Here is a 26,346-nt window from a genome sequence, read left to right on the forward strand (position 1 = left end):
TGTGAGAGAAAAGTTTGAGAGCTGTGAGTTTAGTTGTCCGGAGGTTGTTCCACCAGGTGCACCGGATGACTTTTGTATTCCAGAACAATGCTGCCCTGATCAAATAGCTACTCCAAAGTTTCCATCGCCGACTACTTGTTTACCTGAGGAAGTTCAGCGTGAACTAGAGGAAAGAATTGACGTAGTAAATGAATTATTATTAAATCTAGCTTTATCTGGTGAGCAGCCTGAAGAAGCTAGAAGAGACGCTTTTGATGGGTTAATGGGACAGTTCATTAGGGTAAAATTAACATGTGAAAAAGAGGTATTAACAACAAAAAAGAGAATGTCAGTAAAAAAGAAACAAATGCTTAAGAAAAAAATACTTGCAAGAAGACCTAAAGGGTGTGTTAATCTCGTTGGTTGGGATTTTGTTCTATTGAAGCATGAGGATACTTTCGTCCTTATTCCTTTTGAAAAAATTTGTTTCATTAAATCAGAGGGCCCTCTTCTTGAAACCACAGACGAACCTCAACTAACTAATATTGACCCATGTTTTAGACGTGCTTTGGCCTATAATTTTGGAGAGGTCGTTTCATCATCACCTGAGTTAATTCAACTATTTTTCCGAATTCGCCTAAATAACTTCCTACTTCTTCTTTTAGATAAAGAGGCTGAGGTGAAATTGGACAATCAACTAGTTAAAGGTAAACTTATAGATTTGTCACGCGAAACTATCACAATATGTAGAGAAGGTAAAGATCGTGAAATTCCACTAAATGTAGTTTGTTTTATGAAATTTAAAGATGGCCTTGATGTTAATTAAATCATTTTCTAGTACTCCTCTATCACATGATAGGGGAGTTTTTCTTGGAAAAGGGATTTAGGGCCGCAAAAAATGCTGAGAATTCGCAAAGCGAATCTCAGCATTTAACGCCACATGTTAAATGAGAAGAAGATTATCTAGCAGCAATGGTCATGGTGTCTAAAGCGAGAGCAGCAAGAATGTCTAAAACGTGGGAAACAAGAATATCTAAAGTGAGAACCGAAAAAATTACAGCGATGTCTAAAAAAGTGGTCAAAGTGGAAGTCTTCGTGACAGAGTGAATGGCAGCTGCAAGATTTTTTCTTTTTGCAGGAACAGCTCATAATTTCACCTCCCTTCAAAATCAGATAGTATATCTTATGTGGATAATACTAGATTGAAAGGGATAAAGGGGTAGAAAAAGAGAGTTAGAAGAAGGTAATATTAGCAGCAATCGTCTTTCTTTTCCATAATGGAAACGGACGTAATAGATTCAAATGGCAAGATGCGAAACTCATCTTTTTTCTCTTTACATGTTTGTTTCTTTTTAATAACTCTTTTCTGCATAAGTCGGTTTCTTTTCACTTTTTTCTTCTTCTTTTCTTTTTTCATAACATCAATCTCAACAAAATCAGCTCCAACAAAACAGATCCTTCCTTGAAGCATTTCTTCTTCGTTTTCTCCACACTCTAGTTCAATTTTTACGTCACAATCAATTAATTGGCGTAGTCTAAAGGCCATGCCTCCTTCTAGACCAGCTAAACGGAAACGGAAACGATCATCGCAAATAAAGTGATTGTTTAAGCAAAAATCATCATGGAAATCAAACGAATCATGGTGATGAAAATTACATTCTTTTACGACAAAGCGTCTGTCAAAAATAACTGGATGCTTACACGTTTCAAAATGATCATGCTGATCAAATTTCTTACAATCACAGTTGTGGTGGTGATGATGCTTGTGATCATGTTTCTTGCAATCACAATCAAGTTGGTGATGGTGCCTAGGTTTTTTGCATTTAGGACAATGGTCGTAGTCACGATGATAATGACGGTGTTCATGACATTCATGGCAGTCATCATGGAAATCTTGTCCATGCTTTTTACATTTGTGATAGTCATGATGATACCCAATTTGTTTATCATGGTAATGATAGTCTTTGTGATCATGATAGTTCATACTTTTTCCTCCTTTAATAAATTCAACTTTATATTTCATAGGGGAGATATCGGTAAGGACGCCTGAAAGAGTTATCCATCTTGATTAACCCTATAATAATTATGGTATGTTTTTCCAATGGAAAGGGATTAAACATATGTCTAAAGTACTGAAATTCCGCTAATATCATAGACCGGTAACATACATAAAACATAGTATGTTAAAAAATAGGAGGTAACATAATGAGAAAGCTAACAATCACGACCATGACTTCCTTCTTGTTTTTCTTAATAACTGCTTGTCAGAACCCTTCTAGTCATCATGAACATGGCTTGCAGGGCAAAGAAGAATTTATTGATGTTTCAGTTCAGCTTAATCCAGAGGAGATAAAAGCGGGTGTTTCATTTTCGATACAGCTTCATATTACTCAAATGGAGAATGATATAAATCATGCAGATGATGTACGAATAGATGTGTGGAAGGATGGAGAAGAATCAAAGAAAACCACGTATGAAGCGACTTTTGACGGAAAGGGAATGTATATCGTTGACCTACTGCTCGAGGAATCAGGTTCTTATAAGATGATGTATCACGTTACAGCAAAAGAACAGCATGTAATGAATGAGGTTCCTTTTACAGTCCAGGAGGGGAATTAACTTGAAGAACAGGAAAATGATTGTAAATGGTCTGGTTGCTATGTTTATCTTAGCAGGTTTTTTTCTTATTTCTTCTTTCTGGCCAAAAGAAGAAAGGCTCCCTGTTCTAGATAAAGTAGAACCGTTTGTTTTGCAATCGATTGATGAGCAAAGCTATGATTCGGATAATGGAAAAGTCAAATTATTAACCTTTTTTTACACAAAATGTCCTGATATATGCCCTCTCACTATGGTTGATTTTCAAAAGTTACAATCCGAGCTTCAAAGAAAAGGTCTTTTTGGAGAAAAGGTAGAACTGGTGGCGATTACTCTTGATCCTGAAAATGATACCATTGAAGTAATTAAAGATTATTCACAGGCATTCAAGGCAAATCCTCAAGGCTGGAAATTCCTAAGGGGGTCTGAAGAACAGACTCAGAAGATTGCAGACCTTTATCATATGAAATACAAGAAATTCGAAGGTGATTTTATTGCTCATAACACAACAATGTTCTTAATCGATCAGGAGCAGCAAATAAGAGGTCTGTATGATATGGCTAATCAAAACGAAGCAGTTAAAGTAGATGATATTGTAATTGCAATGGAAGAGCTTGTTGTGGATGAATAACGGTGGTTGATGTAAATGTCTTTTTAGCCTTTGGAGCTGGATTCTTGTCCTTTCTCTCACCTTGCTGTCTTCCTTTATATCCTGTTTTTTTATCCTATATAACAGGCATATCTGTTCATGAATTAAGAGAGGGGGCAAAAGGGAAGCAACAAGTTGTCATGTTTCACACACTTTCGTTCTTGCTAGGCTTTTCAATTATTTTTATCGTGTTAGGACTGTCAACCTCTTGGATAAGCCACATATTTATTCAATACCAGGATTTCATTAGACAAATTGGGGCAGTTTTCATCCTGTTTTTTGGGTTTGTAACGATCGGACTCTTGAAGCCAAGGGTACTCTTTAGGGAGAAAAGAATAAAGCTAAAGAAAAGACCTTCAGGCTATGTGGGGTCAATTTTAATTGGAGTTGGATTTGCAGCTGGGTGGACGCCGTGTGTGGGGCCGATTCTTGCCTCGGTTATTGCTCTTGGACTTTATACGGGGGAAGGATTTCTTTTTATGATGTCCTATATGCTCGGATTTTCTATACCCTTTTTTGTAATGGCCTTTTTTCTAGAAAAAACAAATTCCTTAAGAAAATATAGTCAAAGGTTTATGAAACTGTCAGGGATGATGATGATCGTTGTGGGGCTCCTCTTATTTTTTGATATTCTCACAAAGCTTACTAGCTTTCTGACTGAATATATTTATAAAGGTTTTACAGGTTTTTAAAAGAATAGACTCAGTAGCTGGCACCTTAATATAAATGAGCCACTGAGTCCTTATAAATTCTTAAAGATCAATACACTTAATTGATTCCATAGGGATGATTCTTTTTTTGGCCGCATATCTTTCTTTTGGTTGTTTATAATGTTCCCATTCTTTATGAGGTTTTTCATTCTCATGATTTAGACAGACTTCAATAAAGTCACTACCAACAAAATCTAGTTTTGCTCTTATTTTCTCAATATTTTCTCCAGAAAACATTTCGATTGTAATATCGCAATCAATTAGCTTGCGTAATCGAAAGGAAAATTCATTGCTAAGAGTTTTTTTACATGTGAATTCACGACCAAAGCAGTCTTCCCTATCTTGAAATGTTTCGTCATGACATGAACAGCGGCTAGGTGATAAATGACGATTAAACTTCTTAACTTCCTTAAACTCCATAAATGCTAAAAATTCATCATAGTTCATTTAGTGAATTGCCTCCTTATATCCTATTTTTGTGTTCATACTTAAAATATGTAAGAAAATAACATAATGATTAGTTCACCTGTCTCGTCTATTAAAAATAGGTGTGGGGACTACACATGAGTTAGTGATAACGATCTATCAGTCTAGAACCAAAATTTAGGCGACTTCCCTCTTAGAAAATAGTTATTCGTCCATACAGATAGGGCACTAGTTTAATATCCTATAGTATCTCGTAGGAGAAAAAATGATTAGAAAAGAGGGAGAGCAGTGGAAGAAAAGAGTAAAAAGTGTATAAAAGAGGTATTAATGACAGTTCCTCCAAATTATCCTGTTAATACAATTTATCTAAATGGTGTACCAGTAAAGGTTTGGGCATTTTCTAATATGGATTGTGAAAAGTGTGTAGCTTATTTTATAAATGAAGAAGGTCAGGTACTTATTTTTGATATTGAAAAAATAGATGGTATTTCCTTTGGGGAACTAGAAGATGATGATTTTGATGATGATGATTGTTAGTTAAAAAAGCTCGCTCTAACTTTACTTACCATTTACTTGGCTTTTCTTCCTGTTTGATACGCCTTTTTTTCTATTAATTTGACACTTGTCTATACAAAAATATATTTCCTTTCATAGTGTACATTATCTCTCAAGTTTTGAGAAATTTAACTTGAAAGGAAGGAATAGTATGAGTTCAAAAAAAGGTAGTAAAGGCAAAAGTCAACAGTCTAGTACTTGGGATCAATTATTACAGCCCAAGGAGCAAAAGCCAAAAAGTTGTATCGAAGATATTCTAAAAAAACTTCCTCCTAGTTATCCAGTAGGAGCGATCTTTTTAAATGGTTTACTAGTACCTGTTGCTGCTATTTCAAATGTATGTGATTGCTGTGCCTACTTTATTGGTGAAGACGGTCAAGTCGTTGTTGTAGATGCAGGAAAAGTCGAAGGTATATCATTTGGAGAAGCTGAAGCTGAAGAAGAAGAAGAAGAAAATGGTGGATGCTAGTAATTAAGGTGCGGTAATAAGTACGCACCTTTTTTGTACTTTCAGAAAGTGAAAACTAAGGTTTAAGCCATTAGCACGATACTGAAAAACCAATTTTAAATCTAAGATTATTAGTCTATTATCCTATTGAAAATGCCCTTTTTATTTATCTATTATACTAGTCTATACATTAATGAATCCTCTTCATATAGTATATTAACTCTGAAAAGTCAGAGAATATATAATCGGAAGGGGAAATTTGTAATGTCAGATTACAAAAAAACTTGTATTGAGGATATTCTAAAAAAACTACCTCCAGGGTATCCAATGGGAGGACTTTTCTTAAACGGGTTATTAGTACCTGTTACAAACATCTCAAATGTGTGTGACTGTTGTGCTTACTTTGTTGGTGAAGACGGTCAAGTCGTTGTTGTCGACACTAATAAAGTTGACGGGCTATCTTTTGGAGAAGTAGAAGCTGAAGAAGAAGAAGAAGAAGAAGCTTAACCATTTTGGGAGCGATACTGCAAGTATCGCTCCTTTTTATTAATTGTAATCATTTGGTTTATTATCAAATGTTTCTTTCCCCCAATTCACTCCATCTATCTTATTACAATCAACAGTTTTAACCTGCAGTTCATCTGTAAAATGAGCAATACTACCTTCAGAACTTATATTTAAGAATCGAGTAACATCTATATTTTTTCCATTAATTAAGATAGAATCAATTGGGAAATTCGAAGGCAACCCTTTAAATAATTCTACGAATGGTCCTTTATAGTTCGTTTTTATAAGTTCTCTTTTAAGGTCAACATTTTCTTTTACTTGATCATTTAATTTTTGAATTAATTCCCCATATTTTTTATCAGCTTCATTAGTTGAAGTAGAGAGTTCGTATTGAGTTTGCTGTTCTGTAGAGGAGTTAAACATTGCAAAATTCAAGGCAACTGTTTTTGCGATGTGACGTTTTAGAGCTTTTATTCTTTTCTTCATGTTGTTGTGAAGCTCATTGTACATATCTTCATATTTTTTCACTTGATAAAGTAGTTCTTCTTTTTGGGAAAAAAGTTCTTCATATAAATTTTTATGGATATGATCATGATCAAGTAAATGTTGGTCTAACTTTGAAATACATGTTTCATGTTCATTTAGCTGATGAAACAAGTGATTATGTTGCTCATCTATATCCAACAGTTTAGCGTGAAGAAGTTGGTATAGAGCTTCTTGTTGAGACAAGCGGTCTGAGAAGTTGCTCATTTTTCGATCATGATCGTGTATAGAAGAAGTAACCTTTTCGTTTATTTTATTTTGAGCAAGCAACTGATCGTTAAGCTTGTTATATTGTTGTTCTACGTCTTCGTTTATTTTATCTTGAACAAGTAACTTATTGTTAAGCTTGTTATAATGTTGTTCCACATCTTTGTTAATTTCATCTTGAGTAGAAAACTTCTGATTCATTTCATCATGAGCTTTTCTATGTTCGTCTAACTCACTCTTAACGAAATGATTTTGCTCATCTAATTGATTAGAAAGCTCAAGATAGTGAGCATCTATTTGTTTTTGTTGAGCTGAAAGTAAACGATTAAGGCTCTCCTGTTCTTGAAAAAGGTTTTCAGTATCCTTGCCTTGTTGTAACACTTGATCCTTAAGAGAAACTGTTTCATGATTAAATTCAGATAATTGCTTAGAGTATGTTGATTGTAATTCATCTATTTTAGAAACATCTTCTTTTACTTTTTCCATTTCCAGCTTTTGATTGCTTAGTTGGTTAGTATGATTTGCTTGAGTAGAGGAAAGACTGGAAACATTTTGAGAAATAGATTGTAAAACTTGACTTTGAGCATTTTGTTTATCAACTAATTCTGCATGAAGGGTAGCTTGTTCCTTAACTTGTTGAGTAATCCACTCTGTGAAATTCGTCTGCTTTGCAACATGCTGACAAAAATCACTCATTAATCTTTTATTCTTCAACAATAGGTCATTAAACTCGCAATTCAATTCCTCTTGTGCTTTTTCTAACTCACCGTTCTTTTCTTTTTGTTTCTCAATATGTTTAAGTACTTTATTTGAATAATATAAACGTTGATTTACATTCATTTGATTTAATTGAGGGTTCACAAAAACTTGGGGGAAAACATTTTTTTTGATATAAGCACTAGTAGACAATTTCATCCCTCCCTATATCTACTTATGACAATAATATATGGGTGTTTTGCTCATAAGGTGCATATTATACAGAATTTAAACTTGAAAATTTGGCATAAAGAAATGATAGGGTTACAATTTTAAATGACAAAATTGGTTTGGAGTGATATACATGTATTTACCGTCTTTTAACTTATCAGATAAAGTTGCTGTCATAACAGGTGCTGGTAGAGGAATAGGGAAATCGTTAGCTATTGGATTTGCAGAGGCTGGAGCAGATGTAGTATTGCTATCTCGTACCGAAAAAGACCTTCAAGAAGTAGCGTCAACTATCACTGAGATAGGGAGAAAAGCACTACCTGTTGTTACGGATGTGACGAAGCCTGCTGACATTCACTCTGCTATTGAAAGAATTAAGCAGGAAAAGATAAAGGTTGATATCTTGGTGAATAATGCTGGAATGAATATTCGCTCTCAAGCTTTAGATGTAACAGAAGATGAATGGGATAAAATTATGGACACCAACTTAAAATCTGCTTTTTTCATGTCTCGTGAAATAGGTGCGCTTATGAAGGAGCAAGGAGATGGGGGAAGAATCATTAATATTTCTTCTGTTGCTGGTAAAATGGCTCTTAGAACAGGAGTTGCATATGGGGCAACAAAAGCAGCGATGATTCAAATGACAAAAATCCTCGCATTTGAATGGGGGAAATACAATATAAATGTTAATTCAATTGGCCCATGGTATTTTGAAACTCTGTTAACGAAAGAATTACTTTCGGATGAAGAGTATGTTAAAGACATTTTAGCTGTTACTCCGTTGAAAAGAATTGGACAGCTCCCTGAATTAGTAGGTCCTGCAGTGTTCTTGGCATCAGAGGCTTCAAGCTACATTAGTGGGCAAACATTGTTTGTAGATGGCGGAATGACAATTAATGGGTTTTGATCTCTTTATTACTACCATTGAAGATTAATATGTGTAGTTGAAATGAAGTGAGAAGAACAAACCAAAAAGGTTTGTTCTCTCTGTACTTCTCTCTGTACTTCTTAATTATATATTTATTTTAACTACAAAAGGTGTCTAATACAAACTAGATTGGCTGAAATCGCTAATTAACTATTTTTTTGTTGAGAACGATATTTTGATAGTTCTTCCTCAAGTTCAAGTAACTTACTCTCAAGCTTTTCAATTGAATGTCCTGTTGCTTCTAATTTCTCAATATCGCCTTGTACTCGTATATATTCCATTTTCAATTCTTCTATTTTTTGTTGGATGTCTTGTGAACTCATAATAAATCCCACCCTTTCTCTTACAGTATAGCAAATACTTTAAATCGTACAAAAAGATACTTTTATGCTCTTATTATAAATTGGTAAAGGGCTTTATAATAGGTGAAAATCCTACAGATGTAATCGGATACAGATTAGTGGTATAATAAAATTAGTATTATATGTGAAAGTGGGATGTTGCTGATGAGTGGTATAATGGGTGGACTAAATCGTGTGTTTGAATGGATTATGCGTTTGTCCGTTATTAATATACTTTGGATATTGTTTAATCTACCAATTTGTTATTTACTTTTCTCTATTCTTTTTGCTACAGATCAATCGTCTATGTTTTTGTTTTTATTAACTATTGCAGTGTTGGCACCTTTTATCTTTTTCCCTGCAACAACGGCTATGTTTGGTGTAGTTCGTAAATGGGTGATGGGTGACCTCGATGTACCATTACTAAAATCGTATTGGTTATTTTATAAAGAAAACTATTTGAGAAGTTTAACAGGGGGAATAATCCTAACATTTATCTGGGTAGTATGGGGAGCGGATTTTTTCTTTTTTGCTAAAATGAATATGATTATAAGCTCGTTTTTTTTAGTAGGCTTCTTATTTTTATTTTTAATGACAGTGTTTTTCTTCTCAAACACCGTTCATACCGAGTTAAAGCTATTTACAAGTATTAAGAATTCATTCTTTCTCACAATGGTTTATCCATTAATTAATTTAATGGTGTTAGTAACTAGTGCAATTATTCTTTATATGAGCATAGGAGTATTCACATTCCTTATCCCATTTTTCATGGGAACACTGATTGCATATGTATCATTTGCGGCATATTTTCATAAACTTGAGAAAATACAGGATAAGACTTCAGAAGCTCAAAAATAACCCAAAAGAAAGAGATCGTCATGGACGATCTCTTTTTTGGGTTGTCGTAGTTATTTTTCTGATATTTCGGCTCCGATTCCAAAATGGATCCAAATGTCAGGAAGCGTTTTCATAAATAACACCTTTAAATTGAATTTTAAACTTTGCATAATTCTCTTGTTTTAACTGATTTTTAATATCTTTTAATTTAGCAACTGCCTCCGTCATACCTGATGCAGCAATTTTATATTCTCTTTTATCTTCTCCTAGGTCAATTAAAAAAACAAACTGTTTCATTTCTGTACTCTCCTTTGATGTTAATACTCATTCTTTACAAATATGTGAAATCGGTTTCAATTATATGTTAGATTTATTGTATACGCTTTCATTTTAATTGGTTTAGAAGGAAATGTCAACCTAATGAACCCTTCCTTTTTACCTGCAAAAAAATTCTTCTTAATTTGTTCACATTTAAACTAAGAAGAATGAAAAAGTATTATGCTCTTATTTTAAGTATATGGCGAAGGCGATAATAATAGCGATACCTAGAAGAATATAAATCCATGATAAACGAGAAATATTAGATTTTGTTTTCTCATCATAATCTTTATCACCTTTGCCACCTATTAAAATCGTCCCTATTAAGGAGATTGCCCCAATAATAATCACTAGAAAGATGGCTAATTTCACTTTTTGTCCTCCTCGCCTCAAATAAGATCTTTTAACTATCATACTATAAATCTTTTTGAGACATGTCCTTTTTAACTTACTTTTTATCTAAGGAAAGATCTACTTTTATAGATTTAAAAACGGTGATCTAGTCATACTTATACAGACCTTTCTTTGACATAAAATTATGAGTGAATTTCTTTAAGCTTGTTTAACTTAACTAAAACTGTGGAAGTGTATAAATATAGCGGATGGTTGATGAACAGTTTTGTGAACGGTTTCCTATGGGTTGTATGTTTTACACAACGAGGTAATGAAATCTTTGTATATGCGCTACATTGTGGAAATCCGCTGTAAAATCGTAAAATATTTGTAAAGAAACAAACTCTTACTTGCTTCTTAATGGAGGTGTTTTAAAGTGTCAGTTATTACAAGAGATCTATTTTTATATTTATCTAACAACAAAACGTTAAATCGTGCCGCTCAAAATTGGGGTGCAAATATTGCATCAGGAAAGATTGTGGGTGGAATGGACTTTCCAAGCTCCATTAAATTTATTAAAGAATTAAATAACGAAGGATTATCGGTTACAGTTGATCACTTAGGTGAGTTTGTTAGAAGTGAAGCGGTAGCAAGAGAACGTACAGTAGAATGTATTCAAACAATCGAAACGATTGTTGCTCAGCAGCTAGATTCTCATGTTTCATTAAAACTTACTTCATTAGGCTTAGATATTTCTAAAAATCTAGTTTATGAGAATATGACCAAAATCATGGAATCAGCTGAAAAGAATCAAGTCATGGTAACAATTGATATGGAGGATGAGCAACGTTGTCAAGATACACTATCAATCTTCAAAGATCTAAAAACGGATTATCACTATATAAGTACTGTTCTACAAGCATACTTGTATCGAACAGAGAAAGACTTAGATGAATTAAGCAGTTATCAACCCTTTTTACGTCTTGTAAAGGGTGCATATAAAGAATCTCCCAAAGTAGCATTTCCTGAAAAAGAGGATGTAGATAACAATTACAAAAAATTAATCAAAAAACATCTATTAAATGGGCATTATGCTGGGATTGCCACTCATGATGATGCAATTATTGAGTACACGAAGAAATTAGCAGAAGAATATAACATTCCTAAACATTCTTTTGAGTTTCAAATGCTTTATGGAATGCGTTCAACAACACAAAGAGAGTTAGTTAAAGAAGGCTATAAAATGCGTGTATATGTACCATATGGGCGCGACTGGTATGGATATTTTATGAGACGACTTGCTGAGCGTCCAGCCAATATTGCCTTTGCACTTAAAGGAATGACCAAAAAATAAACTTTCAAATAAAGGAGACGATGAATGATGACAACACCATACAAACACGAGCCATTTACTGATTTTTCAATTGAGGAAAACCGAGTAGCTTTTGAAAAGGCGTTGGAAAACGTCCAGGAAATTATGGGGAAAGAGTACCCACTTGTTATTAATGGAGAAAGAATAACAACTGAAGCGAAAATTGTTTCATACAACCCAGCTAACAAAGAAGAAGTTGTTGGTAAAGTATCAAAGGCTTCTCAAGAACATGCAGAAATGGCAATCCAGGCAGCAGACGAAGCATTCAAAGAGTGGAGATACTGGAACCCGGAAGAAAGAGCTAATATTTTATTCCGTGCAGCTGCCATTATTCGTCGTAAAAAGCATGACTTTTCAGCATTGTTAGTCAAAGAAGCTGGGAAACCTTGGAATGAGGCTGATGCTGATACAGCTGAAGCAATTGACTTCTTAGAATATTATGGTCGACAAATGATTGAATTAGCAAAAGGAAAGCCAGTTAACAGCCGTGAAGGTGAAAGCAACAAATATATTTATACACCAACAGGCGTAACTGTTGTCATTCCACCTTGGAACTTCCTATTCGCGATTATGGCTGGTACAACAGTTGCACCGATTGTAACTGGAAATACAGTAGTATTAAAGCCTGCAAGTGCAACACCTGTGATTGCTGCCCAATTTGTTGAAGTCCTTGAAGAAGCAGGATTGCCAAAAGGGGTTGTGAACTTTGTTCCAGGTAGTGGAGCTGAAGTAGGTGACTATTTAGTTGATCACCCAAAAACAAGCATCATTACATTTACTGGCTCTCGTGAAGTGGGTACACGTATTTTCGAACGTGCCGCAAAAGTACAACCAGGTCAAATGCACTTAAAACGAGTGATTGCCGAAATGGGCGGTAAGGACACAGTTGTTGTAGATAATGATTGTGATATAGAATTAGCTGCTCAATCCATTTTCGCTTCGGCATTTGGTTTTGCAGGACAAAAATGTTCAGCAGGTTCTCGTGCAGTGGTCCATGAGGATGTATATGATCAAGTCCTGCAACGTGTTATCGAAATTACGGAAAGCAAAGTAACTGGGAACCCAGAAAGTGCTGATACTTATATGGGGCCAGTTATTGATCAAGGGTCATTTGATAAAATTATGGACTATATTTCCATTGGAAAAGAAGAAGGCCGCTTAGTAAGTGGTGGAAATGGAAATGACTCAAAAGGGTATTTTATTGAACCAACCATTTTTGCTGATCTTGATCCTAATGCAAGAATTATGCAAGAAGAGATCTTTGGACCGGTTGTAGCATTTGCTAAAGCAAAGAGCTTCGACGAAGCTCTTGAAATTGCTAATAATACCGAGTACGGTTTAACAGGTGCTGTTATTACAAGAAACAGAAAACATATTGAACGTGCGAAACAAGAGTTCCATGTTGGAAATCTTTACTTTAATCGTAATTGTACAGGAGCAATTGTTGGTTACCACCCATTTGGAGGCTTCAAAATGTCTGGAACGGACTCAAAAGCTGGTGGACCTGATTACTTGGCTCTTCATATGCAGGCGAAAACAATTAGTGAGATGTTATAATAAAGGTGGAGAAGCAGTGAAGCTTCTTAACTGGTTCCGTTAACTTTCGCAAACATTAAAAATGACCTTCAAATTGAATTGTAATTTGGAGGTCATTTTTTGTTGATTTAAAAGGATTTCAATAACAACTTTTTGGAGAATTTGTAGTGCAATTTGTATATTAAAATGTGGGGGTACAATAGACAGTGTAACTCTACAAAATACACTCATTTTTACTTGCAAATTGATATACAGAAGATATAGGTTAGGCTTAAATGTTGGAGTTCAATGATATGGCAAAAATTAAACGGAGAAATTCCGGCTAAATCGGCAAATTCCCCATATTTCATTAAAAATAAGGGGAAATATTACGCTTATTCTATCCAAATCTCTTGTTTTTGCCTTATCTAGAGCAGTTAAACGGAATATTTCCGCTTATTCTTGCTTTTTAAGCTTTCCAATACAAAATAACAGGAAATTCTCCGCCTATTCTCATACCTTCTCAAAGATGAAAACGGAATGGATAGCAAGATAGAAACCCTTGTTATTTTTAATGTTTTAGAAATTGCCCTTCATTTTATAGTGCAAAGGGATTACATTTTGGTTTGCGTTTTCCTATGCAAATTACGTTTTGTGATAGGAAACGGAAACCTTTAGAAGTTTCTGCTTTCTCTTTTTCCGGCTTAAAGGCTCATCTTTTAACAAAGATTGAATACATTCTTGGATTCTCAAATCCTAATTTTTGAGCCAGGTTTATCGAGCCTACATTATGTATATCACAATCCCAACGTGGTACTTTATCGTGTTCTAGGCAATGCTTAATAAAAGCAGCTGAAACATGTGAGGCTAAACCCATTCCACTAAAGTTTGAAGAAGTAGCCACATCAATTTCCGCGTAGTTCTCAAAAGCAAATATTGAAATACACTCGCTTACAATTTTATCTTTATATGAAATGGAATATCCAAATCCATGCTGAAGAAAACGCGCCACTGACCCCCAGTATTCTTTTATATAGGCTTCATTAAACTCATGACTTTTGATAATCGTGTCTACATTAAATCTTCTTAACTCAAACCCATCTGTTAAATCTTTTAATATCAGTAATGAATATCTATGTTTGTTAAAAAGGTAAGAATACCGCTTGTATTGCTTAAACTCATTGGTTGCTTTATTTAGTAATAACTCATCCCATTCTTTGGAAGTAGAAAACAAGGTAAATCGTTCATTCTTTCGTTTCTTATTTTCATAAATAGGAAGAATTGTATGTTCTATAAAATCAATATCCGGTCTTCCAGACACAACGAATATGCCTGAACTCGTATTAATTAATGATGAATTGTTTTGTTGAATGATCTCGCCAGTGATTAACTCTTCCAAAACAGAATGAGCGAAAACAGGGAGAACTTCACTATTATTAACGTGCGAAAATGACATTATACACCTCCTGTTATAAAGTTAGAGAACTTTTAATTTCGTGAAACTTTCGTCTACTTTGTACGTATTACATAATGAACATAACTAGTTACGTTTCATTATACAGATTGTAAATAGAAATGGTCATTTCCCACGTGGGATCATAAAAATTTACATTATCAAAACATACGGAGGGAAAACATATGTCAGGTTTCTTTGGTGTTATCGTCATTTTAATTCCATTGTTAATTGTAGCAGCAATAGCTGGAGTAGGTTATTTCTTTTGGGTGAAAATTCGTTATCGAACAGCCAGATCAAACCAAGCACTTATTATTACTGGTCCTAAACTAGGTGATCCTGAGAAAGAAACGAATATATTTGCAGATCAAGAAGGACGTTCTATGAAAATTATCAGAGGTGGCGGTTACAGACTCAGACGTTTCCAAACGGCTACACCTGTAAATCTTACTTCGTTTCAGTTAAAGCTATCAACACCAAGAGTATACACAAATGGAGGCGTACCGATTGTAGCAGATGCTGTTGCCATGGTAAAGGTGGCAGATACGTTGAATGGTATTGCCAATTATGCTGAACAATTTCTAGGAAAAGAACAGGAAGAAATTGAAGCAGAAATTATTGAGGTACTTGGAAGTAATTTACGTGCAATTCTTTCGAAAATGACGGTTGAGGATATTAACAGTGATCGTGAAAAATTTAATCATGATGTTTCTGAGGTAGCTCAAAAACAATTAGATTTAATGGGCTTTAAAATTACTTCACTAGGGTTAACGGATTTGCGAGATGCTGATGAGGAAAACGGATATTTGGAAAACCTAGGAAGGCCTCGTATTGCTGAGGTTCGTAAATTAGCAGAAATCGCCGAGGCGAATAGTGAGCGTGAAACCCGAATTCATAGAGCGCAAACAGATCAAGAGGCAAAAGAGGAAGAATATAAGCGCCAGATCGCAATTGCGGAATCGAAGAAGGAAAAAGATATTAAAGATGCTGCCTTCAAAGAGGAAACTGAACGTGCAAGAGCTAAATCAGAGCAATCTTATGAATTGGAAAGAGCAAAGCTTGCTAAAGAGGTGAAGGAAGAAGAATTAACGCTAAAATTTTTAGAACGCGAACGTGCAGTTAAGCTTGAGGAAGAAGAAAGTAAGGTTCGTAAAACAAAAGCTGATGCCGAATACTATGAAACAACACGTAAAGCAGAAGCCGAGGCACGAAAATCTGAAATTGATGGAGAAGCAAAAGCCAGAATCCGTCGTGAAGAAGGATCTGCTGAAGCGGATGTCATTCGTGAGCGTGGTAAGGCAGAAGCAGAGGCTCGTAAGCTGTTAGCTGAGGCAATGGAAAAACACGGAGATGTGATTATCACTGAAAAATTAATTGAGATGTTACCAGTATTTGCAGAAAAAATTGCACAGCCTCTAACGAATATCGATTCCGTTAAGATTATTGATTCCGGTAATGGTCATGGTGTTTCTTCATTTGGTAAAAGCATTACAAAAACAATGGTAGATATTCAAGAACCATTAAAAGAAATGACAGGGATTGATATGGGAGAGTTGTTAAAATCATATGCAACTCGAACAAATCGTACGGATAATCATATTACTTTTCAAGAAGCAAAACGGGACAATGGCAGTGATTCAGTCACAGTAATAGAAGATGAGAAATAAGGAATGAAGCGGACAATTTGATGTCCGCTTTTTACTTATAACAAAAAACCTTGCTACATTTCCTACAAAGAATCTATACAAGTCTCTATTGACAAAGTATCATATTGGTAAAGAAACAATGAGTAGGAGTTTTCATATGGATGAGCTATTAGAGCGTGTGTTATCTTTATCTGATTTACACGAAATTGTGGACGGAATCAGCAATGGTTTAAAAAAGCCTGTTATTCTTGAGAGTGATCATTTTTTCTTACTTGCTTATAATTCCTATTATGTGGATCATTTTGATTCAGCAAATCAACAAACGATTTTTTCCAAAAAATGCCCATTAAATATTTTTGAAAAGTTCGTCGAAACAGGAATTATTGACAGATTAAAAACAAATGAACACCCTTTTAGAATCCATGAAATGAGGGAAATAGGTTTAAATCAGCGTGTTGTTGTAAGTGCCAAATACAAAGGAACAATTATGGGGTACATATGGATACAAGAAATTGAGGATCCTTTAACTGATGAACAGTTAACCTTCCTTTATGATGCTTCCTTTCATGTCGGCAAGATGATTTATAAGAAAAATAAATTAAAACAACAAAAAGCTGAGAAAATCGAACATTTTTTTCGAGAGGTTATTAATGGTGCCTTTGTTAATGAGAAGGAACTAAGATGGGAAGCGACACAGCTTGATATTGTTTTGCCGTCCATTTATAGTGTTATGGTTGTGAATGCCGTTCATGCTGATGAGGAGCTTGTAGAAGAACTAAAAGAAACCATTCGATCATATTTAAACTTAAAAGACAATACAAGCCATGTTTTAGTTGATCGAACAAATATTGTGATTATCGTCGGTTGTTATTCTCTTAAATACTCACCAGTAGAAGCTGCCCTAAATATTATCGAAAATCTATTATCAAACTTTGATGAGAAACGATATTCAGACATTTTTATTGGGATCGGTAATGAATTTCAACCTATTACATTTCTTCAAAAGAGCTACAAAGAAGCACTGGAAGTAGTTTCAATTGCTGAAAAACTTGGAACACAGGAAAATGTTCCATATGAACATGATAAAATTGGTATTTTTCGCTATCTCGATGTGATAAATGAAAAAAATAAGAGTATCAGCTATACAAATAAAAACCTTGAGATTCTTCAACAAAAAGACAAGGAAAGCCAAACAGAGTTAGTGAAAACTCTTGAGTATTATCTTGTGAATAATTGTAAATTGAAGCCAACTGCTGAACAGATGTTTATTCACCCAAATACGTTAAATTATCGAATGAAGCAAATTGCCGAGTTAACGACAATTGACTTTTCAGATTTCAATCAAAAGTGTCAGCTATATCTTGATTTGATGTTAAATAAAAAGAAACAAGTATGAAACTGTTCCTAAATTGTAGGGGCAGTTTTTTTGTTGATTCGATAATAATATTGCTTTTGACTAATATGTTGAAACGAACTTCTTGTTATAAAAAGATAACAGAGTTTTGTCAAAAATGATTCACCTTTTGTCGGAATTTAGTCTGACAGAAAAGATACCAAATAAACTGACATTACTATCAGAATAATGTGAAAATAAAACAAAGAAGATACTACATATGAAGAAGGAGTGATCTAATGCAGAGACAAAAGCTATTAATTAACGGGGAAAGACTTAAAAATGAACTAGAAACATTCGCTAATTTTGGTCGTACAGAAAATAATGGGGTAACCAGATTATCATTATCATCGGAGGATATCTTGGTTAGAGATTATTTTTGTAAATGTTGTGAAGATCTTGGAATGAAGGTAAAGGTGGACGATATGGGATCGATTTATGCAACACTAGAAGGAAAAAATAAGAGGCCTCCGATTGTCATTGGATCACATTTAGATACAGTTAAAAATGGTGGTAAATTTGATGGTGTTTTAGGTGTTGTAGCGGGATTAGAGATTGTGAGAACACTTGTGGAAAATAAGATAAAGCCTGAAACATCTATTACCATTGTTAATTTTACCAATGAGGAAGGAGCAAGGTTTGAACCGTCAATGATGGCTTCAGGTGTACTATCAGGAAAGTTTAGTAAATCGGATATGATTAAAAGTACAGATCAAAATGGAGAGACCTTTTCCGAGGCACTGAAAAAAAGTGGATATGATGGAGCGATAGAAAATCGATTAACAGAAGCATCTTGTTTTTTAGAGTTACATATTGAACAGGGGCCGATATTAGAAAGTGAAAATCTTAGCATAGGAATCGTTGATTGTGTGTTAGGGATGGTATGTTATGAATTAGAAGTAACTGGAGAATCTGATCACGCTGGGACAACCCCGATGAGTATGAGAAAGGATGCACTTTTTGAAGCAAATCATCTTATCTCAACAATACGCAAAAAGGTAGGAATCTTAGATGGTGAACTGGTTTATACATTAGGAAGGTTGAGTGTGCTACCGAATATACACACAGTCATTCCAAATAAAGTGGTTTTTTCTTTTGAAGCAAGACATAAAGATTCCATGATCATCCAAAAAGTTGAAGAAATTATCCGTTCACTCCCCAATTCATCTATAGAAGGTTGTGAAGTAAAGATAAGAAAATTATGGGATCGTAATACGGTTTGGTTTAATCCAGACCTATGCGAACTCTTGGAGCAATCAACAGACACATTAGGTTACTCCTACAAAAGAATGGTAAGTGGTGCTGGACATGATGCACAATTTTTAGCAAGCTTTGTTCCTTCTGCAATGGTGTTTGTTCCAAGTGTAAATGGAAAGAGTCATTGTGAGGTGGAGGAGTCAAGCTGGGAAGATTGTGAAAAGGGAGTAAATGTCTTATTAGAGACAACACTAACGATGATGTCTGAGGAGTAAGTGAAAAAAATTAAAAACTAAACCGTTCAACACCTTATGAACGGTTTAGTTTTGTTACTCTGGATAAGTTCTTCTCAAAAAGTTGATTGATTGAGAAATTAACTCCTCTAAAACTTTTGTATCAATATCTGCCAGTTTATTAATATAAACACATGCTTTTCCACTAGTGTGCTTGCCGAATTTTTCTAGTAACTTCTCTCGTTCGGAATCACCTGTTGCAAAATACAAGCTAATTTTGGCTTTTCGTGGAGAAAAGCCAACAAGAGGTGCATCACCTTTATGACCGGTGGAGTATTTATAGTGATACTTCCCAAACCCAATAATGCTTGGTCCCCACATCTTTGCCTGATAGCCTGATACTTCCGTAAAAATAGCTAATAATTTGTAGGCATCTTCACGTTTTTTGGGACTTTCCACGCTTTCAATATATTCAATGACACTTTTATCATTTTCTTTTGTTTTTTGTTCGTACAAAGCACTTTTCCCTCCTTATCTTAGACAAGTTAGAAAAATAGCTTAGTCAACAAGTCCAAGTGATTTTAAACCGTTGTATACACCTGAGTTTGTTACTTTCGTTGTTTTATATTTCGCGTATTGAAAAAGATCGGGATGTCCATTTCCCATAGCAAAGCCTTCTCCAACAAGCTCGAGCATTTCTTTATCATTCATTCCATCACCGAAAGCAATGGCAGCTTCTCTTGGGATAGAGAGTAGCTCTAGGATATGTTGAACAGCAATCCCTTTATTTACGTTGTCTCGAATCACATCATAGCAATGACGTAATCCATCAACATTGACCTGTGATAAATGAATCGAAGGATCTTCTTTTTCATAAAGTGCTGGTTCATTCTCACTTAAATTAATAAGAGTGATTCCTAAAATTTTATCAATTACATCAAGTGAATAGGAATTATTTTTATGTAGATGAAAAGCTGAAATAAATTCTTTTACGACTGGACTTTCTAAGTCAGAGAAAATATTCTCCTCATGAGTGTACAAGACAAGCTCATGCTCATTGTTTTTGGCAATATCAACAAACTTTTCAACCGTTGAACTCGACATTGGAGCCCGAAAAATATCCTCACCCTTATGAATGGCATACGCTCCATTGTAGCCAATAAATGATTCAATATTTAATTCTTCTGCAATATGTGATATTTCATGTAACGGGCGACCTGTCGCAAGGAATACTTCAACTCCCTTTTTCTTCACTTGAGCTATAGCTTTTTTTGAGGAATCTTCTATTGTGTCGTCTGGTCTTAACAGTGTACCATCAATGTCTAGAAACAAAATTTTATAATTAGTCATTTTTCAATCTCCATCTCATATTCATAAATTTTTCTTCCTAAAAAGGAGGTTAAGTGTATTTGTAATCCAGTTTCTTCAAGTTATCATTTTAACATAGAAAAAACGGGTTAATAAAAATTTAGCTATAATTTAACACAGTTTTAACCTGGTTAAAAAATATTTTTAAAAAAAGAGTTTATATATGTTTAATTTTTTTTCAACGGGTAATAATAATAACCGAAATTGTTATCAAACATGTTTTGATTGATTTAGGAGGAAATTTGTAATGGCACAAGGAAGAGTAAAATGGTTTAACTCAGAAAAAGGTTTTGGATTTATTGAGGTTGAAGGTGGAGATGACGTATTTGTTCACTTCTCTTCAATTCAAGGAGAAGGTTATAAAAGCTTAGATGAAGGACAAGAAGTTACTTTTGACATTGAGCAAGGTAACAGAGGTCCTCAAGCTGCTAACGTTCAAAAAATATAAAACCAACTAAACCACCCAACAGGCCCTTATTAGGGTCTGTTTTTATTTTAGATTTTTTTCGTTGTAAGCTCTTATTTGCGATTCGGTACTTTTTTAAATAGCCATTGAATAGGTTGTACTAATCGTTTATTTTATCAACATTCATTGAAATGGGGGCTATAGTAATGAAGATTGTTGATCAGTTAAAAGAATTTATTGTAAATCAAGATGTAATCCCAAAATCAATTAAAATTCACCCTGATGCGCTTTCGGAACTTGAATCAGAAAAGTTTGTTTATATCATTAATAAACATGAAGAAAATCCTGTGAAACGCTTTATGGGAATTGAGCTGATTACGTCAGCTGATGTGAAAGGGTTTGACGTCATAGAAGAAGGAGTTAATCAAGAGCGGTGGATTGTGAAAAAAGAGGTTAAAAAGATAAGAGAAAAATATGTCCGAGGAAAAGACAATGAATTATCTAAGGATATTAGTTTATTATTCGCGTACATGGGTTACTTAGAGCGTGAATTAGAGGATAAAACGAATTACCTAAACTACTTAAAAGAAAAGGAAACGATTCGTGCTACAGAAAAAGGTGAATAGTTTTATAAATTTTATGGGTTACATTTCTTGTTGAGTATGTAAATTTATTCCTATTTTTCAAAAAATAAGAAGGTGATTCTTCATTTATAGAGAATTGATTGAGGATGTTTGTATAAATGGAGGGATCATTATGTTTCAAACGAAAGAACGTTTTATAATGTCTTGGCAATTTGAAGCAACTTCTACACAAAAGTTACTGAATCAACTAACTGATGATTCGCTTAATCAGGAGATTACACCTAATCACTGGACCTTGGGAAGAGTTGCATGGCATATAGTGACAGCCATTCGTGTTATTTCATCCCAAACTAACCTAAGATTTGAAGGACCATCTGAAGATTTTCCTGTACCAACGTCCTCAACTTATATTTCCGAAAGCTATAAGCAGTCATCTCAGGCATTTACAGAGGCAATCCAAACTCAATGGTCAGATCATAACTTGCAGGATATGATTGAATTTTTCGGACAGAAAATGCCTGTTGGAACATTATTGTTATTTTTACTTCAGCACCAAACACATCATCGAGGACAATTGACAGTACTTATGCGGCAAGCAGGAATTGATGTTTCAGGAGTTTATGGACCATCAAAAGATGAATGGGCAGTACTCGGAATGGAAGCACCAAAGATGTAATGTAGAAAAAGATAATTGTGAAAACGATGAATAACATCATGTTTAACAAATAGAAATAGATTTAATGGAGGAGACACTGGTAATTATTTACTGGTGTTTTTTCTTGTATAATACTAGTTTAAAACCCTTACATTTCTGGAGAAGATGTTTTATAATAGAAAAATTGATAACTAAACTTCTAAGATATGTAAGTATGAAACTAATCATCATCTCATACTTGCAAATAAAACATAAAGGATTTTTTTATGATAAACCAAAACTCCCTTGTACCATTACGAACATTTATGTTTTTTGTTAGCGCTATCGGATCAATGGTTGTTAGTTTTCTCCCAATTTACTTTCAGTATAAAGGGTTCTCTAGCTCCCAGATTGGTTGGTTTTTGGCAATTGGTCCATTTGTCGGCTTGATTGCTCAGCCGCTATGGGGATATGCTAGTGACAAGTATAAGACGGTTAAAAAAGTTTTATTTGCTTGTTTGATAGGATTTTCTGTAAGTGTTATTTGGCTGTTTCAGATTGATTCATTTTTGTGGATTATTATAGCTGGATCTCTTTTTTTCTTTTTTTTCTCACCAGTTAATCCTCTGGCTGACAATCTGGCAAAAAGACAATCTCAGATTCACTCCGTTACATTTGGCTCCATAAGGATGTGGGGGTCTATTGGTTTTGCCCTCGTTTCATTATTTAGTGGCTTTTTACTTTCGAAGTTTGGAATTGGATTTCTAGCCATCCCTATTACTGTTCTTGCCGTTTCTACTTGTTTGCTTTCATTAACCCTGACTGATGCAAAAGCAGGTAGCAAAAAGGTGAACTATAAAGACATCGGGATGTTTTTTAAAGATCCAACCTTAACCGCATTTTTCATCTTGATTGCGTTAGTTTTGCTAACACATCGAACTAGTGATTCGTTTATTAGCTTATATTTGTTTGAAATAGGTGGAAACGAAATGTTAGTTGGTTGGATATGGTTTATTGGTGTATCAAGTGAAGCACTTCTTTTTTTCTTAAGTGCCAAATGGTTTCGCTCCTCTAGCCCGATTTTATATATCATTATCGCCTCAGTTCTTTATTGTATACGCTGGATATTAACAGCGCTTTCTCAGGATCCAACGATGCTTTTATGTATTCAAGTTTTACATGGAATTTGTTTTGCCATCGTTTTTTTAGGTGCTCTTGAGTACCTATATAAAGTCATTCCAGAAGAATTGCAAGCAACGGGACACATGGTGTTTGTAGGCATTTCCTTTGGTATAACAGGAATTATCGGATCTTCAGTTGGAGGAATTATTTTTGAAAACTTTGGGGGATCAACGTTATATTTCTTACTAGCAGGATCATCGTTTTTAGGGTTGATTGGTTTTCTTTTCTTTTATAAAAAGGAGAAAAAAGATGAACTCAAGCAGACTAAAATAGAAAGTGTTAGTTAACAGATCGGCCGCTGTGTGTAAAATGACAACATAGTGGCCTTTTCTGTTTAAAGTTAAGAAAAATTAGCCATACAATCATCTTCACTTCATATATATAAGTGAAGGGGGTTGTACGGTGAAATCGACAAGACCATTCATTTTAAAACTTGTTTATGTGCCTATTCTAATAATCCTCCTCATGTTCTCCTTAATTGGCATTCTGATTTCGATGAATGTTACTTTGGATTCCAGAAGTATTCAAAGAACAATCGGTGAACTGAACACAGAAGAGTTATTTGTACATTTTCTCCAATTTGAAAATCATTATTTCTACCCGGAATCTAAAAACCCCTTATTAACAACATCTAATCTATCTACCTTAGCCATCCAGCTTGCAACTAGTGTAAAGCCTACGGACGCAAGGACATTTCTAGGAAATGAATTACCTGGTCTCAGATTATATGATACAGAGATAGCTGTTGCAGGTGAAGGAACAAATCTTAGCAACATTCCATATGAATCCCCACCGCCAACAGAAATTTTACTTCAGGAAAGAAAAGTTGTGGAGGAAGAATTAAAGGGAAGAACAACGGGAGACAGTGATGATGAACAAATAACGAATCCAGAAGAAAAAACAGTGTTTATCTATCAGAGCCATAGTTGGGAGTCATTTTTACCGTTACTAGAGGGAGCCGAACAGCCAAATGAGGCAATCAGTTCAGATGAGCGTGTAAATGTAATTGGCTTAGGAAGTCGGTTAGCTGAAAATCTTATAAAAAAGGGAATTGGTGTTGAGCAAGATAAAACCAATATGACGCAAGAGCTACAACAAAAAGGTTGGAAGTCAACGAAGGCATATACCGTTTCTGGAACAATTGTGGATCAAGCAGCAACGGCAACAAAAGGTGAATATGTATATTACATTGATATACATCGTGATTCTGCAAGGAAGAACATAACAACCAAAACAATAAATGGAGAGACTTACGCAAGACTCTATTTTGTTGTGGGAAAAGAAAATGAAAACTATTTAGAAAATCTTGATTTTGCGAAAACCCTACATCAGAAACTCGAAAAAAAATATCCAGGAATTAGTCGAGGTGTGTTTTTAAAATCAAAAAGTGAGGGCAATGGTGTTTATAATCAAGATGTATCTAATAAAGCCATGTTAATTGAAATTGGTGGAGTAGATAATAATCTTGATGAACTTGAAAGAACAGTTGATGTTTTTGCTGATATTCTTGCAGAATATCATTGGGAAAATCACGAGGCAAAAGAAGTAAATGGACAATGACAGGATCAGGTGTAAAGCAAAAGCCGGAGTTCTATTGAAAACCGGCTTTTGCTGTATATGGAACCAAACGGTGCATCAATAATATTTCATTTTGGTAGAAGATTTAGGACTTTTCCAATGCTTTCTCATAATTAAACACACAATCCCGATAATGGTAACAAATAATATACTTACATAAAAACCAGGTCGAATTGATTTTTCTAATAAAGTTCCGCTGATAGCAGCGAGAAGAAGTAACAAGCCAATATATCCTAAAATCTTATTCCAGACTTTTAGCTTCAGAAGTTTAAATGAGGAACAGATAATAAAGATCCAATTGTATAGCAGCAAAATTCCTGCTGCTGTTGTAATGTATTCATAAATTTTTCCAGGTAACAGTAAAGCAGTAACAATTGAGGCAATAAGCCCAACCGTTGCAAGAATTAATGAAGGTAAGGGTAAGCTTTTAAACGTTAATTTTTTTGAAAATACAGCTGGTGCATCGCCGTCATCAGCAAGAGTAACAAGGAGGTTTGTTACTCCATATAAAGCGGCTGTCATGGTAGAAAAACCAGCGATAATAATGGCGCCGTTAAAAACATGTGGGAAAAAGGCCAAATTAAAATCAGATAAAGCTGTGACAAATGGGCTTTCTTTTTCACTAAATTTATCAAATGCAACTAGTGAAACAGCGAGTCCTAACGATAAAACATATACGGAAGTTAAGCTTATTAACATCAAAGATCCAGCTTTTGGTGCGTCCTTTTTATCCTTTAATTGCATTGCTTTTAATCCAATAACTTCAATACCGCCATATGCATAAAAGGCATAAATGAGTGAAGCATAAAAGCCTTTAAAACCATCAGGGAAAAGTTCCTTTGGTGCGACAGGTACACCTGTTGGTTTTGCGTCACCGCCACCTATCCATCCGAAGAGTGCGGCAAAGGCAAGAATGATGAACATAAGAATCGCAGCAAATTTTACAACAGCAAAAATGTCTTCCATTTTATCAAACCCACTCGTTCCAGAGATGACAACAAGGATGGAAAGTACAGCATATCCTGCTGAGAAAATCCATAAAGGAACATTAGGAAACCAAAATTGTGACAAAATAGCTAGTGCTGTTAATTGACTTCCCATGACAAGAATATTGGAGCTCCAATAATTCCATCCACAACCAAATGCAGCCCACTTACCAAATGCTTTTCCAGCATAATAGCAAAATGAGCCTTCCTGCGGGTCTTTAGCGGTCATTTTTGCTAAAACGTTATAAACAATAAAAGTACCAAGTGCAGCTAATAAAAAGGAAAAAACGATGGAAGGTCCAGCGATTTTAACTCCAATTCCAGACCCAAGAAAATAACCGGTTCCAATAGTACATCCAATTCCAATGAGTGATAACTGCCACCACTTCAAGTTGCCTTGTGATGTGTTATTCGCAGATTTTCCCATACAATACCCTCCTAAAACTCCCTAATAATTAGGGTTTCAAAGAATCGATTTTATTATGTAAAGTTTCGG

General features: G+C 34.7%; 29 protein-coding genes. 19 read left to right on the forward strand and 10 right to left on the reverse strand.

Going from position 1 to position 26,346, the window contains the following annotated elements:
• Position 1: 1 nt before the first annotated feature.
• A complete protein-coding gene (locus D9842_RS01405; RefSeq protein WP_121660953.1) occupies positions 2 to 805 on the forward strand; it encodes a hypothetical protein in 804 nt (267 codons plus the stop codon).
• Positions 806 to 1,228: 423 nt separating this feature from the next.
• On the opposite strand, the gene D9842_RS25580 is transcribed toward D9842_RS01405, so the two are convergent.
• Complete coding sequence (locus D9842_RS25580; RefSeq protein ID WP_162987267.1) at positions 1,229 to 1,963, reverse strand: hypothetical protein; 735 nt, start codon at positions 1,961 to 1,963, stop codon at positions 1,229 to 1,231.
• A gap of 221 nt (positions 1,964 to 2,184) precedes the next feature.
• Here D9842_RS25580 and D9842_RS01420 point away from each other — a divergent pair, with 221 nt between their 5' ends.
• Genes D9842_RS01420 through D9842_RS01430 form a run of 3 tightly spaced genes read left to right on the forward strand, consistent with a single transcriptional unit; the run spans position 2,185 to position 3,915 of the window.
• Positions 2,185 to 2,598, forward strand: coding sequence for a FixH family protein (locus D9842_RS01420; protein ID WP_121660956.1), 414 nt, complete (start codon positions 2,185 to 2,187; stop codon positions 2,596 to 2,598).
• Position 2,599: 1 nt separating this feature from the next.
• A complete protein-coding gene (locus D9842_RS01425; RefSeq protein ID WP_251401210.1) occupies positions 2,600 to 3,205 on the forward strand; it encodes an SCO family protein in 606 nt (201 codons plus the stop codon).
• Between the two features lie 2 nt (positions 3,206 to 3,207).
• Entirely contained in the window at positions 3,208 to 3,915 is a 708-nt protein-coding gene (locus D9842_RS01430; protein WP_121660958.1) for a cytochrome c biogenesis CcdA family protein, read from the forward strand.
• Positions 3,916 to 3,975: 60 nt separating this feature from the next.
• On the opposite strand, the gene D9842_RS01435 is transcribed toward D9842_RS01430, so the two are convergent.
• Complete coding sequence (locus tag D9842_RS01435; RefSeq protein WP_121660959.1) at positions 3,976 to 4,380, reverse strand: hypothetical protein; 405 nt, start codon at positions 4,378 to 4,380, stop codon at positions 3,976 to 3,978.
• Positions 4,381 to 4,647: 267 nt separating this feature from the next.
• On the opposite strand from D9842_RS01435, the gene D9842_RS01440 reads away from it, so the two are divergent.
• From D9842_RS01440 to D9842_RS01450, 3 genes are all read left to right on the forward strand, one after another.
• The gene (locus D9842_RS01440; protein WP_121660960.1) at positions 4,648 to 4,896 is read left to right on the forward strand and encodes a hypothetical protein; all 249 of its coding nucleotides are present in this window, start codon (positions 4,648 to 4,650) and stop codon (positions 4,894 to 4,896) included.
• 169 nt (positions 4,897 to 5,065) lie between these two features.
• Entirely contained in the window at positions 5,066 to 5,383 is a 318-nt protein-coding gene (locus tag D9842_RS01445) for a hypothetical protein (protein WP_121660961.1), read from the forward strand.
• A gap of 243 nt (positions 5,384 to 5,626) precedes the next feature.
• Positions 5,627 to 5,869: a hypothetical protein gene (locus D9842_RS01450; protein WP_121660962.1), complete on the forward strand. Its 243-nt coding sequence runs from the start codon at positions 5,627 to 5,629 to the stop codon at positions 5,867 to 5,869.
• Between the two features lie 39 nt (positions 5,870 to 5,908).
• On the opposite strand, the gene D9842_RS01455 is transcribed toward D9842_RS01450, so the two are convergent.
• Complete coding sequence (locus tag D9842_RS01455) at positions 5,909 to 7,528, reverse strand: synaptonemal complex protein 1 (protein WP_121660963.1); 1,620 nt, start codon at positions 7,526 to 7,528, stop codon at positions 5,909 to 5,911.
• 151 nt (positions 7,529 to 7,679) lie between these two features.
• On the opposite strand from D9842_RS01455, the gene D9842_RS01460 reads away from it, so the two are divergent.
• On the forward strand, positions 7,680 to 8,453 hold the full coding sequence (locus D9842_RS01460; protein WP_121660964.1) for an SDR family NAD(P)-dependent oxidoreductase: 774 nt from the start codon (positions 7,680 to 7,682) through the stop codon (positions 8,451 to 8,453).
• A 167-nt stretch (positions 8,454 to 8,620) separates the two neighbouring features.
• On the opposite strand, the gene D9842_RS25585 is transcribed toward D9842_RS01460, so the two are convergent.
• On the reverse strand, positions 8,621 to 8,797 hold the full coding sequence (locus D9842_RS25585) for an SE1832 family protein (RefSeq protein WP_162987268.1): 177 nt from the start codon (positions 8,795 to 8,797) through the stop codon (positions 8,621 to 8,623).
• A 183-nt stretch (positions 8,798 to 8,980) separates the two neighbouring features.
• Here D9842_RS25585 and D9842_RS01465 point away from each other — a divergent pair, with 183 nt between their 5' ends.
• Entirely contained in the window at positions 8,981 to 9,673 is a 693-nt protein-coding gene (locus tag D9842_RS01465) for a YesL family protein (protein WP_162987269.1), read from the forward strand.
• A gap of 96 nt (positions 9,674 to 9,769) precedes the next feature.
• Here the strand turns inward: D9842_RS01465 and D9842_RS01470 are convergent, their stop codons facing one another.
• Positions 9,770 to 9,949: a hypothetical protein gene (locus D9842_RS01470; protein ID WP_121660966.1), complete on the reverse strand. Its 180-nt coding sequence runs from the start codon at positions 9,947 to 9,949 to the stop codon at positions 9,770 to 9,772.
• A 207-nt stretch (positions 9,950 to 10,156) separates the two neighbouring features.
• Entirely contained in the window at positions 10,157 to 10,342 is a 186-nt protein-coding gene (locus D9842_RS01475; RefSeq protein ID WP_121660967.1) for a hypothetical protein, read from the reverse strand.
• A 397-nt stretch (positions 10,343 to 10,739) separates the two neighbouring features.
• On the opposite strand from D9842_RS01475, the gene D9842_RS01480 reads away from it, so the two are divergent.
• Entirely contained in the window at positions 10,740 to 11,657 is a 918-nt protein-coding gene (locus tag D9842_RS01480) for a proline dehydrogenase family protein (protein ID WP_121660968.1), read from the forward strand.
• A 27-nt stretch (positions 11,658 to 11,684) separates the two neighbouring features.
• Positions 11,685 to 13,232: an L-glutamate gamma-semialdehyde dehydrogenase gene (gene pruA, locus D9842_RS01485; protein ID WP_121664905.1), complete on the forward strand. Its 1,548-nt coding sequence runs from the start codon at positions 11,685 to 11,687 to the stop codon at positions 13,230 to 13,232.
• A 670-nt stretch (positions 13,233 to 13,902) separates the two neighbouring features.
• Here the strand turns inward: pruA and D9842_RS01490 are convergent.
• Positions 13,903 to 14,646 (reverse strand): GNAT family N-acetyltransferase, encoded by a 744-nt coding sequence (locus D9842_RS01490; protein ID WP_121660969.1) that lies wholly within the window; start codon positions 14,644 to 14,646, stop codon positions 13,903 to 13,905.
• 182 nt (positions 14,647 to 14,828) lie between these two features.
• Between D9842_RS01490 and D9842_RS01495 the strand changes: the two genes are divergently transcribed.
• From D9842_RS01495 to D9842_RS01505, 3 genes are all read left to right on the forward strand, one after another.
• Entirely contained in the window at positions 14,829 to 16,310 is a 1,482-nt protein-coding gene (locus tag D9842_RS01495) for a flotillin family protein (RefSeq protein ID WP_121660970.1), read from the forward strand.
• Between the two features lie 136 nt (positions 16,311 to 16,446).
• Positions 16,447 to 17,685, forward strand: coding sequence for a PucR family transcriptional regulator (locus tag D9842_RS01500; RefSeq protein WP_121660971.1), 1,239 nt, complete (start codon positions 16,447 to 16,449; stop codon positions 17,683 to 17,685).
• A 236-nt stretch (positions 17,686 to 17,921) separates the two neighbouring features.
• On the forward strand, positions 17,922 to 19,154 hold the full coding sequence (locus tag D9842_RS01505; protein WP_121660972.1) for a Zn-dependent hydrolase: 1,233 nt from the start codon (positions 17,922 to 17,924) through the stop codon (positions 19,152 to 19,154).
• A gap of 54 nt (positions 19,155 to 19,208) precedes the next feature.
• On the opposite strand, the gene D9842_RS01510 is transcribed toward D9842_RS01505, so the two are convergent.
• Both D9842_RS01510 and D9842_RS01515 read right to left on the reverse strand, forming a co-directional pair.
• The gene (locus D9842_RS01510) at positions 19,209 to 19,628 is read right to left on the reverse strand and encodes a DUF1801 domain-containing protein (RefSeq protein ID WP_121660973.1); all 420 of its coding nucleotides are present in this window, start codon (positions 19,626 to 19,628) and stop codon (positions 19,209 to 19,211) included.
• A gap of 42 nt (positions 19,629 to 19,670) precedes the next feature.
• The gene (locus D9842_RS01515) at positions 19,671 to 20,462 is read right to left on the reverse strand and encodes an HAD family hydrolase (protein ID WP_121660974.1); all 792 of its coding nucleotides are present in this window, start codon (positions 20,460 to 20,462) and stop codon (positions 19,671 to 19,673) included.
• A gap of 265 nt (positions 20,463 to 20,727) precedes the next feature.
• On the opposite strand from D9842_RS01515, the gene D9842_RS01520 reads away from it, so the two are divergent.
• The 5 genes from D9842_RS01520 to spoIIP all read left to right on the forward strand — a co-directional run bounded on the left by D9842_RS01520 (position 20,728) and on the right by spoIIP (position 24,846).
• Complete coding sequence (locus D9842_RS01520; protein WP_046510818.1) at positions 20,728 to 20,928, forward strand: cold-shock protein; 201 nt, start codon at positions 20,728 to 20,730, stop codon at positions 20,926 to 20,928.
• A 164-nt stretch (positions 20,929 to 21,092) separates the two neighbouring features.
• The gene (locus D9842_RS01525; protein WP_121660975.1) at positions 21,093 to 21,512 is read left to right on the forward strand and encodes a hypothetical protein; all 420 of its coding nucleotides are present in this window, start codon (positions 21,093 to 21,095) and stop codon (positions 21,510 to 21,512) included.
• Between the two features lie 130 nt (positions 21,513 to 21,642).
• Positions 21,643 to 22,146, forward strand: a complete 504-nt coding sequence (locus D9842_RS01530) for a DinB family protein (RefSeq protein ID WP_121660976.1) — start codon at positions 21,643 to 21,645, stop codon at positions 22,144 to 22,146.
• Between the two features lie 245 nt (positions 22,147 to 22,391).
• Positions 22,392 to 23,573, forward strand: coding sequence for an MFS transporter (locus D9842_RS01535; protein WP_121660977.1), 1,182 nt, complete (start codon positions 22,392 to 22,394; stop codon positions 23,571 to 23,573).
• 115 nt (positions 23,574 to 23,688) lie between these two features.
• Positions 23,689 to 24,846, forward strand: a complete 1,158-nt coding sequence (gene spoIIP / locus D9842_RS01540; RefSeq protein WP_232273554.1) for a stage II sporulation protein P — start codon at positions 23,689 to 23,691, stop codon at positions 24,844 to 24,846.
• Positions 24,847 to 24,921: 75 nt separating this feature from the next.
• On the opposite strand, the gene D9842_RS01545 is transcribed toward spoIIP, so the two are convergent.
• On the reverse strand, positions 24,922 to 26,277 hold the full coding sequence (locus D9842_RS01545; protein WP_121660978.1) for an amino acid permease: 1,356 nt from the start codon (positions 26,275 to 26,277) through the stop codon (positions 24,922 to 24,924).
• Positions 26,278 to 26,346: the final 69 nt, after the last annotated feature.

It is taken from the genome of Metabacillus litoralis (assembly GCF_003667825.1).
In the GTDB taxonomy this organism is placed as follows: domain Bacteria; phylum Bacillota; class Bacilli; order Bacillales; family Bacillaceae; genus Metabacillus; species Metabacillus litoralis_B.